Below are 17,367 nucleotides of genomic sequence, written 5' to 3'. Positions count from 1 at the left end.
AGCGTCGGAAGGTTACTGCCAGCGGCTCCAGACCGGGGTGAGATCGTCGGGCAACGCAGGCAGCTTGCCGAGGAGCGCGCGGCTCTCGGTCGGTCCATGGAAATCCGAGCCGCGCGACGCCAGAAAATTGTACTGACGCGCGACATCGGCATACTCGCGATACTGCTCCGGCGTGTGGCTGCCGGTAATTACTTCAATCGCTTCGCCGCCAAGTTCGCGGAACTGATCGAACAGTACCCCGAATTCGAGTGGTGAAAATTTATAACGGCCCGGGTGCGCCACGACGGCAATGCCGCCCGCGCCACGAATCCATTTCACGGAATCTTCGAGCGTTGCCCAGCGGTGCGGCACATAGCCGGGACGCCCCTCGGCAAGATACTTCGCGAACACGTCCGAGACCGACGCGCATTTGCCTATTTCCACCAGATACCGCGCGAAGTGGGTGCGCGAAATCAGGTCAGGATTGCCAACGTAGCGCAGCGCCCCTTCGTAGGCGTTCGGAATACCCGCCGCAGCCAGTTGCTCGCTCATCTGCTCGGCGCGTGTCGCCCGCCCGCCGCGCGTGGCCGCAAGGCCATCGATCAGCGTGGGGTTGTCGGGGTCGATGTTCAACCCGACGATATGCACCGTGCGATTGGCCCACGTGATGGAAATCTCCACGCCGCTCACGTAACGCATGCCAAGCGCCTCGGCCGCCGCACGCGCTTCGCGCTGGCCGCCGATCTCATCGTGATCCGTCAATGCCCACAGGTCGACACCGGCCTCGAAAGCGACCTGCGCGACTTCAGACGGCGTAAGCGTACCGTCCGAGACTTTGGAATGACAATGAAGATCCGCGTTGAGCATGATGAGCCGCCAGGCTGTGACACGTCTGACCCGCCGGACACCGGCGAGTGACGTTGTAATGACGGCTTCATTCTACCTCTCAAGTGCACGCTGCGCGAGTTGCTCGCGCACTAGCGCTCGCTCACACCCGCATATATCGGCTTACGCCCGGCAGAAGTCGTCGATCAGCCGTGCCACGGCTTCCGGTTGATCATGATGCAGCATGTGGCCCGCATCGGCCACGAAGGCTTCCGTCAAATTCGGAAAGACCTCAAAACGCTCGCGGAACGCTTCCTTCCCCTGCGCCCCGACGAAGTGCTGCAGCACTTCCGACTCCGTCGCCTCCACATGCAGCACCGGTGCGCTCACGTTGCTCCACACCGCCATTGCCTCATCGAGCCGGTACGGATACGGATTCGCGATCTTGTGCGCCGCGTCGGCAAGCAAATGCCATTGCCCGTCGCGCGCCTGGCGTGCCCACCGTTGGGCCAGCCACGCCGCCCGTTCGGGGGGGAGACGCGGATTCGTCTTGCGCAGCCGCGCGGCCACCGCGTCAAGCGTAGCGTACGGACGCAGCGTCGGCACGCTTTGCAGATCGTCGAGCCACCGACCCAACTGACGAATCGCCGCAATCGGCTGGGACGGCGGCAGACCGAAGCCCTCCAGATTCACGAGCCGCCGAACCCGAGCCGGCCTCACCCCGGCATACAGGCAGGCGACATTCCCGCCCATGCTGTGACCGATCAGGTTGATGGCGTCGCCGGGCTCAGTGTAGACGTCGAGCAGGGCCTCGAGATCGGCGAGATAGTCGGGAAACCAGTAGCTGCCACAGCGGCCGTCAGCCACCGGCCAGTCCGTGAGGCCGAAGCCGCGCCAGTCGGGGGCAAGCAGATGCCAGCGCTGCGCCAGCGTTTCGGCCACGAACTGGAACGACGCCGACACGTCCATCCACCCGTGTAGTAAAAACAGCTTCGGTGCACCGGGCGTGCCCCACTGCCGGACATGATGGCGCAGGCCGCGCACAGTCAGAAATTCGGATCGCGAATCGGTCATGACGCTGGCGGATAGTGAAGAGCGAAACGATTGAGGAACGCCGAGTATATCGGCTCAAAAATTGGCGCATCGGCCACGCCGTCACTCACCCGCCTGAAGGGCTGCGAGTTCGTCGTCGTCGAAGCCCGCCGCCCGGCGTGCCTCCAGATTGAACGGCCCTCGCAGGCGCGGCGCACGGTACTGGACGGCCAGCCGGGAATACGTCTCGATGGGATCGCATCCGGCGCGCTCGCAGCCCCAGCGATACCAACGGTTACCGATGGCGACATGCCCGATTTCGTCGCGCAGGATGATGTCGAGAATGGCCGCACCGGCGGCGTCGCCTGCGCTGGCGAGCTTCGCCTTGATCGGCGGGCTGGCGTCCAATCCGCGCGCCTCCAGCGTACGCGGCACCAGGGCAAGGCGCGCCAGCCAGTCACCGGACGTCCTGCGCGCCATCTCCCACAGACCGTCGTGCGCCGGGAAGCATCCGTAGGCGTAGGCATCGCCCAACGATTTCAGATGCGTCGAGAGCAGCGTGAAGTGATACGCTTCCTCCGCGGCGACCCGCAGCCAGTCGTCGTAATACGCGGCAGGCAGGCCATCGAAGCGCCATAGGGCGTCGAGCGCGAGATTGATCGCGTTGAATTCGATATGGGCGAGCGCGTGCAGCAATGCGGCGCGCCCTTCCACCGACGTGACAGCGCGGTGCTTCAGTTCTCGCGGAGACACCAACTGCGGCAATGCCGGACGTCCCGGAATGCCCGCATCGCGCGCTTCGGCTTCGCCAGCCGGATCGGACGACCCTGTCCCCCCGTTCACTTCAGCGGCTTCAGCCGCATCGAAGCGCCGTTCTGGGAGCCAGTGCACGGCGCCTTCGCGCACTGCATCGCGAAGCGCCGCCACGCCCTCAGCCTTCTCATACGGATCGCACAGGCGCAGAAGCCCGAGCGCGCGCTCGCGGGCACAACCGGGCACGACGAAGGTGTCGCCAGACGGGGAGTATTGGATGGAACTGCCGGAAAAGGCGTTGCGGGCAGCATCGCCGCCGGGCACGGGAGTGAAATCGGCCATGACGTTACAATAGCTATTTCGTCGATTTTAACCGCGAACCGAAGCCGCTATGCCGATCTATAAACTTGGAGACAAGACCCCGCAGATCCACGAGAGTGCTTTCGTGGCCGACACTGCCACCATCATTGGCGAGGTGATCCTCGCCGAGAACAGCAGCGTTTGGCCGGGGGTGGCGATCCGCGGCGACAACGAGCCGATCAAGGTCGGTGTGGGCACGAACGTACAGGAAGGTGCCGTCCTGCATGCCGACCCGGGCTATCCGCTCACGCTGGCCAACGGCGTAAGCGTCGGCCATCAAGCGATGCTGCACGGCTGTACGGTGGGCGAGAACTCGCTGATCGGCATTCAGGCCGTGCTGCTCAATGGCGCGGTCATCGGCCGCGACAGCCTGGTGGGCGCAGGGGCGCTGGTCACCGAACGCAAGACCTTTCCCGACCGCTCCCTGATTCTGGGCGTGCCCGCCAAGGTCGTACGCGAACTGACCGACGAAGAAGTCGCCAACCTGAAGCGCAACGCGGATGTCTACGCGACACGCCGTCAGGTCTTCAAGGAACAACTGGTGCGTATCGGCTGAGCGAACCATCGGCGGCAACGCGCGTCGGCAGACCGGCGCACGGGCCTGCGCTGCCGGCGTGTTGAAAATGCGGTGCGCGCCCCCAAATAACGCAACATTGACGCGCTAATCACCGGCTTTTGTGCGACATCTGGCCCGTTTGTGCGGTTTTTGTTTCCTACACCGCCGCTCGCCACATTGACCGCCGTTGCCGCATTTTTCAGGAATTCAACCGTGTCCGATCAACTTCAGAAATTCATGTTCGACGCCGCCCCGGTGCGCGGCGAGTACGTCAGCCTCGACGCCACCTGGCGCGCGGTGCTGGAGCGCCATGACTATCCGCTGCCGATACGCCATCTGCTCGGTGAAATGATGGCCGCCGCAGCACTGCTCACGGCCAACGTCAAATTCGACGGCGCCCTGATTCTGCAATTGCACGGCGACGGCCCCGTCACCATGATCGTGGTCGAATGCAACGCCGACCTGACGATGCGCGCCACGGCGAAGTACAGCGGTGAGATTCCCGAGGATGCGACGCTCAAGTCGCTCGTCAACGTCAACGGCCGCGCGCACTTCGCCATCACGCTCGACCCCCGCGTCAAGCAACCGGGCCAGCAGCCATACCAAGGCATCGTGCCGCTGTCCGACGAACATGGCCCCCTGCCCGACATGGCATCGGTACTCGAGCACTACATGCACCATTCGGAGCAACTCGACACGCGCCTGTGGCTGGCATCGGACGACAACCACACGGTCGGTATCCTGTTGCAAAAGCTGCCCGGGCATGGCGGTACGGCAGGGGCCGGCGCCGAGCTAGCCTCTGAGTTCGATGAGGACACCTGGAATCGTGTCTGTCAGTTGGGTAACACACTCAAGCGCGACGAAATGCTGAGTACCGATCGTGAAACGCTGCTGCATCGCCTGTTCTGGGAAGAAACGGTACGTGTATTCGAGCCGCAAGTCGCGTCGTTTCGCTGCACTTGTTCGCGTGAGCGGGTCGCCAACATGCTGCGTACGCTAGGCGAGGCGGAGGTCATGAGCGTGTTCGACGAGCGTCCGAACGTCGAAGTGGCGTGCGAGTTCTGCCGCCAGACCTACCATTTCGACAAGGTGGATGCGGCGCAGCTTTTTGCCGAGCAGTCGCACACCGCACCGTCCGTGCAGCATTGAAAGGCAATGAGATCGCCGGCGCGGAACGACCCGCGCGCTGGCGAATCTCACGTCATGACATAGCGTGAGGCATTCGGCCTCACTGCAGCGCTGCCAATCCACGGGGATTCGTTCATGTCGCGACTCGCTCCCAACGCACACGCCGCCGATTCGCTACGCGTCCGGCGAGTTCAGTCAGTCACCGGCGCACTCGGCGCATGGGCGCTGATGCTCGTCGCCGGCTGTGCTCCGTTGCAAATTCCGCCCCCCGACGCGCCGGCGGCTCGTCTTCCGCAGGCGGCAAGACGCCCCCGCATTGACCGAAGCGCAGAAACAAGACCTGACACGCCTGAACAAGCGCATCTACGATGAGCAGGAAACGGCCATCGAGCGCGAACGCGCACAGCGTGCGTTTGACGACGCCATACGCAGCTACAACAGCAACGCCTACTTCTACGGCGGCTGGGGAAGCCCTGGATGGTACGGCCCCAACTGGTATGGCCCCGGATGGTATGGCCCGCGCTCTTCGGTTGGCATCGGTATCGGCTTCTGAGCGACACGGTGGCATGAAATAAAAAAGGCGTTCCCGAGGGAACGCCTTTTCGTTTTACCGTCCGCACGTCATGCCAGCGGCGATCAGTGATGCTGAGTCTTGTGCGCTGACTGCGCCTTACCTTTCGTTTGCGACGATGGCGTAGCGGCAGGCGGGGCAGCCGCGACCGACTTGTGCGCCGGTTCGGTCGACGACACGCGCGGTGCCTCGGCGCCGGATGCCGCCTGCGGACCACCGGTGCCGTCAGGTGCGACGAACTGCACGAACACTTCGCCGTCCTTGACCATGCCCAGCTCGAAACGAGCGCGTTCCTCGATCGCTGCCGTGCCTTCCTGCAGATCCTGCACTTCACCGGCAAGGCGATCGTTACGTTCCTTCAACTGCTCGTTCTTTTGCTGTTCGGCGCTCAACTCGTCGCGCAGTTCGTGCACGTATAACCAACCACCGTGGCCGAACCAGAGCGGATACTGGATCGCCGCCAGAAGCAGCACCAGTACCAAGGTCACCATTCGCATGCTTTCGCCTGGCAAGAATTCCGGGAAGTGCGTCTCGACCGGCGTCGTGGCTCAGCTTCCCGGGGAAACGGAATTAGCGCAGATTGTAAAACGTTTCCTTGCCTGGATACGAAGCGATATCGCCAAGATCTTCTTCGATACGAAGCAACTGGTTGTACTTGGCGATACGGTCGCTGCGCGAGAGCGAACCGGTCTTGATCTGACCGGCGTTCGTACCGACGGCGATGTCGGCGATCGTCGAGTCTTCGGTTTCGCCCGAACGGTGCGACACCACGGCCGTGTAACCGGCGCGCTTGGCCATTTCGATGGCGGCGAAGGTCTCGGTGAGCGTACCGATCTGGTTGATCTTGATAAGGATCGAGTTGGCGACGCCTTGCTCGATACCCTGCTTCAGGATCTTCGTGTTGGTCACGAACAGATCGTCACCGACCAGTTGCACCTTCTTGCCCAGCTTCTCGGTCAGGATCTTCCAGCCGGCCCAGTCGTCTTCCGACATGCCGTCTTCGATCGAGACGATCGGGAACTTGTCGCACAGATTGGCGAGGTAGTCGGCGAACTCTTCCGAGGTCAGCGACAAGCCTTCACCGGCGAGTTCGTACTTGCCGTTCTTGAAGAACTCGGTCGACGCGCAGTCCAGGGCCAGCAGCACGTCGTCACCCAGGCGATAACCTGCGTTTTCGACGGCTTGCTGAATGGTCGTCAGGCACTCTTCGTTCGACGCGAAGTTCGGTGCGAAACCGCCTTCGTCGCCCACGGCCGTGCTCATGCCCTTCTCGGAAATGATCTTCTTCAGCGCGTGGAAGATTTCGGCGCCGCAACGCAGGGCTTCACGGAAGCTCGTCTGACCGACGGGCATCACCATGAATTCCTGGATGTCCAGGCTGTTGTTGGCGTGTGCACCGCCGTTGACGATGTTCATCATCGGCACCGGCATTTGCATGGCGCCCGAACCGCCGAAGTAGCGGTACAGCGGCAGACCGGCTTCCTCCGCCGCCGCCTTGGCCACAGCCATCGACACGGCAAGCGTGGCGTTCGCGCCGAGGCGCGACTTGTTGTCCGTGCCGTCGAGTTCGATCAGGGTCTTGTCCAGGAAGGCTTGTTCTGCTGCATCCAAGCCCATGATCGCTTCCGAAATCTCGGTATTGATGTGCTCGACTGCCTTCTGCACACCCTTGCCAAGATAGCGCTCCTTATCGCCGTCGCGCAGTTCGATCGCTTCGCGCGAGCCGGTCGATGCGCCCGACGGCACTGCCGCACGGCCCATCACGCCCGACTCCAGCAGCACGTCGCACTCGACCGTCGGATTGCCGCGCGAGTCCAGCACTTCGCGCCCGATGATATCTACGATTGCACTCATGTATTCCTCGGTAACTGAATGACAAAAACGCTAAAGGGAACCTGCATCGCGCCGCAGCCCGTCACATGCCTCGCGCACGTCGGGCGCACGCGCCGAATCCTGACGTGGGCGCCGATGCCGCACTTCTGCGCGCACCGGCCGAACCATACCTAGACGGGGAACAACGGCGCCTCGAAATGAGGCACGGCGGCCTGTGGGATGACATCGATGGACGGTGCGCTCGGCGTGCGGCACACAGGCATCTCCTCGAGGGCCCGCCTTCGCGGCGGCCACCGATGACCGCTGCGCGACAAGCTTAGCGACTCGACGCCGTACTGCCAAGGCGTCGAAGCGCTATACCCGTCCTGTGAGCGTTCTGATATTGGCCCCAGGACGGTGTGTCTCATTTCAGTTGAAATTATTTTCCAGGAACTCACCCTGCTTCACTGCCGCGTCAATGGTCTTGAGCGTAGTGAGCAGTTCTCGCATGCGTCCGAGCGGCACGGCGTTGGGGCCGTCCGAGAGGGCGCAGGCCGGGTCCGGGTGTGTTTCCATGAACAGGCCCGACACGCCCACGGCCACGGCCGCGCGCGACAGCACCGGCACGAACTCGCGCTGACCGCCCGAACTGGTGCCTTGACCGCCCGGCAGTTGTACTGAATGCGTTGCATCGAACACGACCGGCGCCCCGGTCTCGCGCATGATCGCGAGCGAGCGCATGTCCGAAACCAGATTGTTGTAGCCGAACGAGACACCTCGCTCGCAAGCCATGAACACGTCATCGGGCAGACCGGCTTCGCGCGCGGCGTCACGGGCCTTGTCGATGACGTTGATCATGTCGTGCGGTGCGAGAAACTGCCCCTTCTTGATGTTCACCGGCTTGCCGGACTGAGCGCAGGCACGGATGAAATCGGTCTGACGGCACAGGAACGCAGGTGTTTGCAGCACATCGACGATGGGCGCGGCCACGGCCACGTCTTCTTCGGTATGCACATCGGTCAGCACCGGCACGCCGAGTTGACGGCGCACTTCCTCGAGAATCTTCAGACCAGCCTCGCGCCCAGGGCCGCGATACGACTTGCCCGAGCTGCGATTCGCCTTGTCGAACGACGACTTGTAGATGAACGGGATGCCAAGCGCGCTTGTCATTTCCTTGAGCTGCCCCGCGACGTCGATGGTCATTTGCTCCGACTCGACGACGCAGGTGCCTGCGATCAGGAAAAATGGCTTATCCAGGCCAACGTCGAAACCGCACAGTTTCATGGGAACTCCTTGTCTCTCGCTCGCGGCAGCTCAGTCTCAGGCGGCCTTCTTGCGCGCTTGCTGACCTGCCAGCGCCGCTTCAACATAAGCCTTGAAGAGCGGGTGGCCGTCGCGCGGCGTCGAGGTGAATTCCGGGTGGAACTGAACGCCCACGAACCACGGGTGCACCTGCTGCGGCAGTTCCATCATCTCCGGCAGGTTCTCGGTCGGCGTACGCGCCGAAATCACCATGCCGACAGCTTCGAGCTGCGGAACGTAATGGTTGTTGACTTCGTAACGGTGGCGGTGACGCTCGTTGACCGTGTCGCCATAGATGCGCGAGGCCATCGTTTCGGCTTTGATCGGCACGCGCTGCGAGCCCAGGCGCATCGTGCCGCCCAGATCCGAATTTTCGGTACGCTGCTCGATCTTGCCGTCGCGGTCCTGCCACTCGGTAATGAGGGCGACGACCGGATGCGGCGTCGACGGATCAAACTCCGTGCTGTTGGCCTCGGCCAGCTTGGCCACGTCGCGTGCGAACTCGATCACGGCGAGCTGCATGCCGAGACAGATGCCCAGATACGGCACGCGGTTCTCGCGAGCGTAGCGGATCGCCTTGATCTTGCCTTCGGTACCGCGGCGACCGAAACCGCCCGGCACGAGAATGGCGTCCAGATGCTTGAGCGCATCCGTACCGTCCTTCTCGATCTGTTCGGAATCGATGTACTCGATATTCACGCGCGTTTCCGTGTGAATGGCGGCGTGACGCAGCGCTTCGATAAGCGACTTGTACGACTCGGTCAGATCGACGTACTTGCCGACCATGCCGATGGTGACATCATGCTTCGGATTTTCGACAGCGTGCACCAGGCGAGTCCACATGGACAAGTCGGCCGGCTTGGCTTCGATCTTCAGTTCGTCGCAGATGATCTTGTCCATGCCCTGGTCATGAAGCATCTGCGGAATCTTATAGATCGTGTCGACATCCCAGACCGAGATCACGGCGTCCTGCGGAATGTTCGCGAACAGCGAAATCTTGGCGCACTCGTCTTCCGGAATCTGACGGTCGGCACGACACAGCAGCACGTCCGGCGAAATACCGATTTCGCGCAGCTTCTGCACACTGTGTTGCGTCGGCTTGGTCTTGAGTTCGCCTGCCGTCGCAATGTACGGCACGAGTGTCAGGTGCACGAAGGCCACGCTGTTGCGGCCCAGGCGCAGATTCATCTGACGTGCGGCTTCGAGGAACGGCAGCGATTCGATATCGCCGACCGTACCGCCGATTTCGACGATGGCCACGTCCGGATGGCCGTCCCAGGTCGAACGCGCACCGCGCTCGACGAAGGCCTGAATTTCGTTGGTGATGTGCGGAATGACCTGAACGGTCTTGCCGAGATATTCGCCACGGCGCTCCTTGCGGATCACCGATTCGTAGATCTGGCCCGTCGTGAAGTTGTTCGCACGGCGCATCTTGGCGCTGATGAAGCGCTCATAGTGGCCCAGATCGAGATCGGTTTCCGCACCATCCTCAGTGACAAACACCTCGCCGTGCTGAAACGGGCTCATCGTGCCCGGGTCGACGTTGATGTAGGGATCAAGCTTGAGGAGGGTGACTTTGAGGCCACGCGATTCTAGAATCGCGGCCAGAGATGCGGCAGCAATTCCCTTACCAAGAGAGGAAACCACGCCGCCCGTGACAAAAACGAATTTGGTCATCGCAGTAATTGCTCGCGGGAAAGCCGGATTATACCCGAAAGCTTCCTTGCCCTCGAGGTGCGGCGCGGCAAATTTTGGCCTTGACAGGCATCGCGCGCGCCACCTCGGTACGGCAGGCACGCTACGGCGTGAATCTGTCCGGCTCGGCTATCGTCGGGCGCGGGCCACCCGCACAAGTCTCATGCCGCGAGCGGATGCCGGTGCTCGCCGCGCAGTTCCGCGAGCATGTCGCGCACCGCCGCGGCGGTCTCCAGCGGGTGCTCCATCGGAAAGAGATGGGTGCCGTGGACATAGCGGAAATGGGTGCCCACGATGCGGCGCGTCGCCCCGATTCCCGCCTGCCGCAACTCGCGCGATTCAGTACCTGCCAGAAAACCGACCGGCACCGGTACGCCGCGCATGGCCCTTACGGCGAGCCGCGGCGGCAGCGTCAGATAGATTCGATATTCGATTTCGCGGGCGAATGCCAAACGCCGGGCCTCGCCCTCCCCCGTCGGCAACGTGCCGCAATCGATGTAGTCACGCAGCACATCCTGATCCCAACTGGCGAACACCGGCTTGCTGGCGAAATGCCGCCATGCCGCCTCCCAGTCGGGCCAGCGATCGCGGCGCCGCTTGGTCACGCCGGCAGGCGACAGCCGTTCGTAAAGCCCGGTGAGCATCCCCAGCCGCAGCATTTGCATGCGCCACCCCGGCGTAACGATAGGGGAGTCGATCATCACCACGCCCCGTACGCACTGTGGCGCCTTGAGCGCAGCCATGAGACTCAGGAAACCGCCGAGTGAATGTCCGACGAGCCAGACCGGCTCCCCGAGATATTCGCGCTCGAGCGTGTCGACCAACTCGTTGCGCAAATAGCGCCAGCCAGGCGTGACCGGATAGCGTGGGTCGTGACCGATACGGTCGATGGCACACACGTCGTACTCGTCGGCCAACGCGCCGAGCATCTTGCGATAGACGCCAGCGGGGAAGCCATTGCCGTGCGAAAAATGGATGATCTCTCTTGTCATGGAATTCTTCATGTTGCCAGGCCGGTCCGATGGGAATTTCACCGGCGTTGGACTGCGCGACGCTACCCCGCGGCTTCGCCGCCTTCGCCCTGCCCGCTCAGTTCACCTACCCGAATCCACTGTCGGGCAACCCGGCCGTCTGGCACTTGCCGAACCATTCTAGCGAACCGTCCGTCGAGTGCCGATAGAGGTTTCAGTCGAATCGCGAAACCTGGGCCGGACTGCCGCCACGTTCCCACCCCCGCGCTGTCAGGCACCGCCCCTACACGTCCGGCTCAGCGGCGTGCCAGTATCGCCGGCATTGCTCACGGTAGGACAGTACCTCGATCCCATCTCCGGTGATCGAGAACCGAACGCCTCCGTGCGCCACCGTTTGCCAAATCCGAGCGCCTGCCGCCCGATAGCGCGCAACCACAACTGGCCTCGGATGCCCGAAGCGATTCCGATAGCCCGTTTGAAACACCACATGGTCCGGCGACACCGCCTCCACGAATGCAAACGTCGACGAGGTCAAACTCCCATGATGCGGCACGAGCAGGACGTCCGAGCGCAAATCCGCCCCGAAGCGCGCCAGCATGCTGCGCTCCTGGGGTGCTTCGGCGTCCGCTGCGAGTAGCGCACTGTGCTTCCCATTCGATACGCGCAGCACGCAACTCACACCGTTTGGCCCGACGCGCCCCCCCCAGCCATCGCGCAACGTCGCAGTGTCCGGATGCAGAAACCGGAACGTCACGCCGTCCCACGTCCACTGCTGTCCCGCAAGGCAAGTTCGATGCGCGGCGGCAGCGCGGCGCACCCGATGCGTCGCAGGCAGCGACGAAAATACCTGCGCGTGCGGATACGCTCTCAACACACTCAACGCACCGCCAAAGTGATCGTCGTGGGCGTGGCTGACGACGAAACGGTCGAGCCGCTCGACACCCTGCGCGCGGAGATAGGGGACGATCACGCGACGCCCCGCATCGCTGCGCCGTCCCAACGGCGGGCCGGCGTCAAAGAGCAGCGTGCGCGTTGCCGTCTCGACAAGCACGGCATTGCCTTGTCCGACATCGAGCATGGTGACGCGAAACGCCTCGGCGCCGGGGCGCGGCGACGAAGCGAGCCATGCCGGCACCATCAGCGCAAAACCCGCGAAGCGAACACCGACCCGCCAAGCCTTCGCGCAGTGCATTCCGACAGGCAGCGGCATCAGGCACGCGATCACACCACCGACCGCCGCCACCTGCGCCCAAGGCGGGGCGACCCCTGCACGCCAAACGGCCCATGGCAATGCCGCCAGCATGCCAAGCCAATCCGCCAGCCAGACGACCACCGCATGCGCCAGCGCCAATGCCCAATGTGCCAACGTCGCGGGCAAGAGCAGGCTAGCCAGCGCCAGCGGCGTCACGATCAATGTCATCACCGGAATGGCGACTGCATTCGCCAACGGCCCCAGCAACGGCACCGCGCCAAACCACGCAAGCGTCAACGGCACGAGTCCAATCGTGACCGCGTATTGCGCGCGCGCCGCCTGCCACAGAGAGGCAAATGCCGCGGCTCGCCAGCGGCCAAACACGCCGATGCTGTGCGCGCTGCTCGCCGCGCCTCGCGCGCTAAGCGGCCTTTCGGGCGCATGGGGTGAAACAGCGGGGTGGGACGCCTCCGACGCATCCCGTGCATTGAACGCACCGGGCATAGTGGAGGCATTCGCCCCTTCAGACGCCCCGCGCCGCCGTGCTACCCGCCACCGGTTGCGACGTCGCGCGGCCAAGACCAGGGTAGCGACAGCGCCGAATGAGAGCCACAGGCCCGGTGTGACCACGGCCCAAGGATCGAGTGCAACGATGACGGCCAACGCCCACATCAGCACGTAAGACGGCGCAGCGAATCGACCATTGAGCAGCGCCAGAACCAGAATCGCTACCATGCCGACGGCCCGACGCACCGGCACACCCCACCCGGCGACCGCCCCATACGCCACCGCGGCAAGCAAACCGGCAACCGCAGCGGCCTTCGGCGCCGGCCACCATAGAGGCAATCCGAAATGCCTGCCGCATGCCCGACGCCACAGCGCTCCGATGAGCGCGGCAAACGCCCCTGCAACCAGCGATACGTGCAGTCCCGAGATCGCCAGCAAGTGACTCACCCCCGTATCGGCAAACACTTGCCAGTCGTCGTCCGCAATGTCGCCACGCTCTCCCAGCGCAAGCGCCATCAACACGCCGCCATATCGCGCCGATGGCCCGAGCGCGATCCGAAAGTCGTCGCGCAGCCGCTCGCGCCACGCGGCGAAACGGTATCCCGGCATCGGCCGGGATTGCAGACGCCGTGCGCCCCCTGCCTTCGACGCCCTGCCCCCGCCATAGGAAGTGCGTACATATCCTGTCGCACGGACGCCCCGTGCAAGCGCCATCAATTCGGCGTCGAATCCGTGCCAGTTTGCAAAGCCTCTGGGGGACGTCAATCGCACGGGCAATTGCCATCGCTCGCCTGCCCGCAGCCGTCCCACGCCTCTCGGACCCACGCTCTCGGCAGGCAATCCTTGCGTTTGCCCGACGTCGGCAGCTCGCACCACTTTCTGGCGACCGAAAGACGAATGCCCCGGCCAGACCAGTTCGATGTGCGTCGGCACATGCACTGGCCCGCACGACGCCGCTCCGCTCTTCGGATCGCGTCGCTCGCCACGCGTCCCGGATATCGACTCCGCCATCTCCGATGCTGGCAACGCGCACCCATCGCCTGTGAGATACGCGCGTTCCACATCGAACGCGAACCGCAATCCGTCGCCCGCCGACACGGGCAGTTCAGCCACGGTGCCGACGACCATCAGGTCTTTCCCCTCAAGCACGGTGGAGAAACGATCGCTCAATCGCACTTCTGCCCGAAGCGCCGCCCATGAATACCCGAGCGTCGCTGCACACAGCGCGAGCGCCGTCACCACACACCACTTACGCCATCCTTCAACGGCACACACAGCACTTCGTGCCGGGTGAGCGCCGCTAGCGTTCGTCGACGCGCCCGCGCCAGCGCGCCCGCTTCGTGTCACCGCCCACAGTGCGCACGCCAACAATACGCCCCCGGCGAGACCTATGGCCGTAGCGAGTACCCGCCCGCCGGGCAAGGCCGAAGCCTGTTGCAGCCACCAGACGCCCGCGACCCACGCAAGCAGCACAACTCTCATGACGTCACCAAGTCATGTCTCAAAGACCGCGCGACGCCGCAGCGTCAGCGCACAGGTTCGTCGGAGATGAGGGAGGTGTGTGCAGCAGGCCCGTCACCGGGTGTCATGGCCATGGCCCCCGGCAGACGCGGCAGCACGCGCCACGCATTGGCACACGTCGCCTTCGACAGCGCGTCGATCGACACATCGCGCAGGTCCGCCAGCACCCGCGCGATGCGTGGCAGTTCGACCGGGCTGTTGCGCTGCTTGTAACGCCAGGCCGGCGCAATGTCGGGCGCGTCGGTCTCCAGCACGAGGGCATCGAGCGCCACGTCCACCGCGAGACGACGGATCTGTAAGGCACGATCGAACGTCATCTGACCGCCAACCCCCAGACAGAAGCCGCGTTCGATAAACATATCCGCCTGCTGGCGGCTGCCGTTGAAGGCGTGAGCGATACCACCGCGCGGCGTGAAGATGCGCAGTTGCTTGAGCAAAGCGTCCTGCGAGCGGCGTACATGAAGGATGACGGGCAAATCGAAGTCGCGCGCGATCTTCAATTGCTCGACGTAGAAGAACTGCTGACGCTCGGGATCAAGCGTCCTGACGAAAAAATCCAGCCCGATCTCGCCGATGCCGACAAAACGCGGATCGCCCATCGCCCGCTCGACGGCGCGGCGCAACGTGGCAATGTCCTCATCACGCGCGCGCGGCGTGTAGAGCGGGTGAATGCCCAGCGCATAAGCGCCCCCGGAGATCGCCCCGGCAGCAGCGCGCGCCGCGTCGAACGTCGCGCATTCGACAGCGGGCACCACCAATCCCACCACGCCCGCAGCGGCAGTGTCGGCAATTACAGTCGCGCGGTCGGCGTCAAACTCGGCCGCATCGAGATGGCAATGGGTATCGATCCACATGGTCAGGTGTCCTTGAGCGTCAATTCTACGGGTCGATGACAAGGCTCGCACGCCGCGCCATCGATGACCATCGGAAAACACCGCGTTACGGTCTAGGACGTTGCCGAAACTGATGTTCCTTCGCTCACGCCTGAAAAGCAAAACGCCGGGGATCTCCCGGCGCTTCGCCAATTTCGCCCGACATCCGGGGCCTGCGTGCTCGCCCGATGTTCAGGCCGGTTCGAGCACGCCTTCGCGCAGCCGCAACGCGCGGTCGCAACGACGGGCCAGATCGATATCGTGCGTCACAATCACGAAGCTGGTCTTCAGTGTCTCGGACAGCTCGAGCATCAGTTCGAACACCGTCTCGGCGGTATGACCGTCAAGGTTGCCGGTCGGCTCATCGGCCAGCACGCAAGCCGGCTGCGTCACCAGGGCTCGCGCCATCGCCACGCGCTGACGTTCGCCCCCCGACAGCTCCGACGGGCGATGCTTCACGCGCGGGCCCAGCCCGACGCGCTCAAGCATCGCTTGCGCCGTTTTGCGCGCTTGCTCGGTCGGCAAACGACGAATCCGCAGCGGCATCGCCACGTTATCAAGCGCCGAGAATTCGGCCAGCAGATGGTGAAACTGATAGACGAAGCCGAGCGACTGATTGCGCTGCGCCGTCTTGTCACGCTCTTTGAGCGACGAGAACGGCTTACCCAGCAGCGACACCTCGCCACGCGACGGGTCGTCGAGTCCGCCCAGCACATGCAGCAGCGTGCTCTTGCCCGACCCCGACGCGCCCACGATCGCCACCTTCTCACCGGGTAACACGTCGAGACTCGCGCCGCTGAGCACCGTCACATTCAGTTCGCCTTGCCGGAACGTCTTGTGCAAGTCGCGCGCACTCAGCACCGGGCCGTCGTATGCAAGGTTCGATACGGGAGCCATGGGTTTGTTCGCCTCATTCATAGCGCAGAGCCTCCGCCGGCTTGACGCGCGAAGCACGCCAACTCGGGTAGATCGTCGCGAGCGCCGAGAGGATGAAGGAAATCACCCCGATGCGGATCACGTCCGTCGATTGCAGATCCGAAGGCAATTCGGAGATGAAGTAAATGTCTTGCGGCAGGAAGTGTATGCCAAGCAAGCGCTCGATGAACGGCACGATGGTGCCGATGTTGACCGACACCAGACAACCCAGCGCCACCCCGAGCAACGCCCCGGCGAAACCGACGGTCACGCCCTGGACGATGAATATCTTCATGATCGAACCGGGCTGTGCACCGAGCGTGCGCAGAATAGCGATATCCGCGTACTTGTCGGTCACCGTCATCACGAGCGAGGACACCAGATTGAAAGCGGCCACGGCGATGATGAGCGTCAGGATGATGAACATCATGCGCTTTTCGGTCTGCACGGCGATGAACCAGTTCTTGTTCTGCTGCGTCCAGTCGCGCACCCACATGTTGCCGGTCAGCGTCTTGGCAAGGTCACGCGCCACGAGCGGCGCCTGCTCCATGTCCTGAATTTTCAGACGCACCCCCGTCGGGCCATCAAGACGGAACAGCGTCTCGGCGTCGTGCAGATCGATAAGCGCGAGCGAGCTGTCGTATTCATAGTGCCCCGCCGTGAAGATAGCCACCACGATGAATTGCTTCACGCGCGGCAGCACCCCGGCCGGGGTAATGGTTCCCTGTGGCGCCACCAGCGTGATCTTGTCGCCGATGGTCACACCCAGCGCCCGGGCCAGTTCACGCCCGAGCACGATGCCGAAGCTGCCCGGGGTCAGGTTGGCGAGCGTGCCGTCCGTAATCTGCTTGCCGAGATCGGAGACCTTGGCTTCCTCGCTGGGAACGATACCGCGCAGCACCACGCCGCGCACGTTGTCTTCGCGTGTGAGCATGGCCTGCTCGCCCACGTAGGGAGCGGCGGCAATGACGTTCTTGTTCTGTAGCGCTTCGGCGGCCGTGCGCTGCCAGTCGGGCAAATTGCCGTCGACGGCGAAGACCTCGATGTGCGCCAGCACGGAGAGCATGCGGTCCCGAACTTCCTTCTGAAAGCCGTTCATCACCGAGAGCACCACAATGAGCGCCGCCACGCCCAGCGCAATGCCGGCCATGGAGATGAAGGAAATGAAGGAAATGAAACCGTTGCCGGATGATCGCTTGCCGGTGCGCGTATAGCGCCAGCCGATCTGCCATTCGTATGGGAATTTCAAACGGATTCCTGATTCTTGATAAGGATCGATCGGAGCGTAGCGGCGCCGGTCTGCACCGGCATCCGGGGCCCCCGCGCCCGGCCCCTGCCCGGCGCGAAGGACGGCACGTTCCGTACCTGACGTCAGG

General features: G+C 63.6%; 15 protein-coding genes. 3 read left to right on the top strand and 12 right to left on the bottom strand.

The annotated features are described in order from the left end of the window. Positions 1-12: 12 nt before the first annotated feature. The 3 genes from PHO31112_RS04975 to PHO31112_RS04965 all read right to left on the bottom strand — a co-directional run bounded on the left by PHO31112_RS04975 (position 13) and on the right by PHO31112_RS04965 (position 2,931). A complete protein-coding gene (locus tag PHO31112_RS04975; RefSeq protein ID WP_150619492.1) occupies positions 13-846 on the bottom strand; it encodes a 3',5'-nucleoside bisphosphate phosphatase in 834 nt (277 codons plus the stop codon). Between the two features lie 141 nt (positions 847-987). Next, a complete protein-coding gene (locus tag PHO31112_RS04970; protein ID WP_150619491.1) occupies positions 988-1,878 on the bottom strand; it encodes an alpha/beta fold hydrolase in 891 nt (296 codons plus the stop codon). Positions 1,879-1,959: 81 nt separating this feature from the next. Continuing rightward, on the bottom strand, positions 1,960-2,931 hold the full coding sequence (locus PHO31112_RS04965; RefSeq protein ID WP_150619490.1) for a ferritin-like domain-containing protein: 972 nt from the start codon (positions 2,929-2,931) through the stop codon (positions 1,960-1,962). A 49-nt stretch (positions 2,932-2,980) separates the two neighbouring features. Here PHO31112_RS04965 and PHO31112_RS04960 point away from each other — a divergent pair, with 49 nt between their 5' ends. The 3 genes from PHO31112_RS04960 (at position 2,981) to PHO31112_RS04950 (ending at position 5,186) form a co-directional block, all read left to right on the top strand. After that, positions 2,981-3,505, top strand: a complete 525-nt coding sequence (locus PHO31112_RS04960; protein ID WP_039373653.1) for a gamma carbonic anhydrase family protein — start codon at positions 2,981-2,983, stop codon at positions 3,503-3,505. Between the two features lie 213 nt (positions 3,506-3,718). Continuing rightward, the gene (gene hslO / locus PHO31112_RS04955) at positions 3,719-4,654 is read left to right on the top strand and encodes an Hsp33 family molecular chaperone HslO (RefSeq protein ID WP_150619489.1); all 936 of its coding nucleotides are present in this window, start codon (positions 3,719-3,721) and stop codon (positions 4,652-4,654) included. Positions 4,655-4,949: 295 nt separating this feature from the next. Then, the gene (locus PHO31112_RS04950) at positions 4,950-5,186 is read left to right on the top strand and encodes a hypothetical protein (RefSeq protein WP_150619488.1); all 237 of its coding nucleotides are present in this window, start codon (positions 4,950-4,952) and stop codon (positions 5,184-5,186) included. 83 nt (positions 5,187-5,269) lie between these two features. On the opposite strand, the gene ftsB is transcribed toward PHO31112_RS04950, so the two are convergent. The 9 genes from ftsB to PHO31112_RS04905 all read right to left on the bottom strand — a co-directional run bounded on the left by ftsB (position 5,270) and on the right by PHO31112_RS04905 (position 17,240). Then, positions 5,270-5,701: a cell division protein FtsB gene (ftsB, locus tag PHO31112_RS04945; RefSeq protein WP_150619487.1), complete on the bottom strand. Its 432-nt coding sequence runs from the start codon at positions 5,699-5,701 to the stop codon at positions 5,270-5,272. 73 nt (positions 5,702-5,774) lie between these two features. Continuing rightward, the gene (eno, locus tag PHO31112_RS04940) at positions 5,775-7,058 is read right to left on the bottom strand and encodes a phosphopyruvate hydratase (RefSeq protein WP_010807438.1); all 1,284 of its coding nucleotides are present in this window, start codon (positions 7,056-7,058) and stop codon (positions 5,775-5,777) included. Between the two features lie 387 nt (positions 7,059-7,445). Continuing rightward, a complete protein-coding gene (gene kdsA / locus PHO31112_RS04935; RefSeq protein ID WP_150619486.1) occupies positions 7,446-8,300 on the bottom strand; it encodes a 3-deoxy-8-phosphooctulonate synthase in 855 nt (284 codons plus the stop codon). Between the two features lie 36 nt (positions 8,301-8,336). Next, positions 8,337-9,995 carry a CTP synthase gene (gene pyrG, locus PHO31112_RS04930; protein ID WP_150619485.1) on the bottom strand — a complete coding sequence of 553 codons (1,659 nt, stop codon included), beginning with the start codon at positions 9,993-9,995 and terminating at the stop codon, positions 8,337-8,339. Between the two features lie 179 nt (positions 9,996-10,174). Continuing rightward, a complete protein-coding gene (locus PHO31112_RS04925; RefSeq protein WP_150619484.1) occupies positions 10,175-11,005 on the bottom strand; it encodes an alpha/beta fold hydrolase in 831 nt (276 codons plus the stop codon). Between the two features lie 262 nt (positions 11,006-11,267). Further along, positions 11,268-14,165, bottom strand: coding sequence for a DNA internalization-related competence protein ComEC/Rec2 (locus tag PHO31112_RS04920; protein WP_150619483.1), 2,898 nt, complete (start codon positions 14,163-14,165; stop codon positions 11,268-11,270). A 44-nt stretch (positions 14,166-14,209) separates the two neighbouring features. Continuing rightward, on the bottom strand, positions 14,210-15,058 hold the full coding sequence (locus PHO31112_RS04915) for a TatD family hydrolase (protein WP_150619482.1): 849 nt from the start codon (positions 15,056-15,058) through the stop codon (positions 14,210-14,212). Positions 15,059-15,268: 210 nt separating this feature from the next. Continuing rightward, complete coding sequence (gene lolD / locus PHO31112_RS04910; RefSeq protein WP_150619481.1) at positions 15,269-15,973, bottom strand: lipoprotein-releasing ABC transporter ATP-binding protein LolD; 705 nt, start codon at positions 15,971-15,973, stop codon at positions 15,269-15,271. A gap of 13 nt (positions 15,974-15,986) precedes the next feature. Next, complete coding sequence (locus PHO31112_RS04905) at positions 15,987-17,240, bottom strand: lipoprotein-releasing ABC transporter permease subunit (RefSeq protein WP_150619480.1); 1,254 nt, start codon at positions 17,238-17,240, stop codon at positions 15,987-15,989. Positions 17,241-17,367 lie beyond the last annotated feature (127 nt).

This window comes from Pandoraea horticolens, assembly GCF_902459555.1.
In the GTDB taxonomy this organism is placed as follows: domain Bacteria; phylum Pseudomonadota; class Gammaproteobacteria; order Burkholderiales; family Burkholderiaceae; genus Pandoraea; species Pandoraea horticolens.
Note: the sequence above shows the minus strand (reverse complement) of the source record. Positions and strands in the feature narration are given on the sequence as shown.

Bases quoted from the DNA above. Each gene is read 5' to 3' on its own strand.
- PHO31112_RS04975 (WP_150619492.1), bottom strand. From the start codon at position 846: ATGCTCAACGCGGATCTTCATTGTCATTCCAAAGTCTCGGACGGTACG.
- PHO31112_RS04970 (WP_150619491.1), bottom strand. From the start codon at position 1,878: ATGACCGATTCGCGATCCGAATTTCTGACTGTGCGCGGCCTGCGCCAT.
- PHO31112_RS04965 (WP_150619490.1), bottom strand. From the start codon at position 2,931: ATGGCCGATTTCACTCCCGTGCCCGGCGGCGATGCTGCCCGCAACGCC.
- PHO31112_RS04960 (WP_039373653.1), top strand. From the start codon at position 2,981: ATGCCGATCTATAAACTTGGAGACAAGACCCCGCAGATCCACGAGAGT.
- ftsB (WP_150619487.1), bottom strand. From the start codon at position 5,701: ATGCGAATGGTGACCTTGGTACTGGTGCTGCTTCTGGCGGCGATCCAG.
- eno (WP_010807438.1), bottom strand. From the start codon at position 7,058: ATGAGTGCAATCGTAGATATCATCGGGCGCGAAGTGCTGGACTCGCGC.
- kdsA (WP_150619486.1), bottom strand. From the start codon at position 8,300: ATGAAACTGTGCGGTTTCGACGTTGGCCTGGATAAGCCATTTTTCCTG.
- pyrG (WP_150619485.1), bottom strand. From the start codon at position 9,995: ATGACCAAATTCGTTTTTGTCACGGGCGGCGTGGTTTCCTCTCTTGGT.
- PHO31112_RS04925 (WP_150619484.1), bottom strand. From the start codon at position 11,005: ATGACAAGAGAGATCATCCATTTTTCGCACGGCAATGGCTTCCCCGCT.
- PHO31112_RS04920 (WP_150619483.1), bottom strand. From the start codon at position 14,165: ATGAGAGTTGTGCTGCTTGCGTGGGTCGCGGGCGTCTGGTGGCTGCAA.
- PHO31112_RS04915 (WP_150619482.1), bottom strand. From the start codon at position 15,058: ATGTGGATCGATACCCATTGCCATCTCGATGCGGCCGAGTTTGACGCC.
- lolD (WP_150619481.1), bottom strand. From the start codon at position 15,973: ATGGCTCCCGTATCGAACCTTGCATACGACGGCCCGGTGCTGAGTGCG.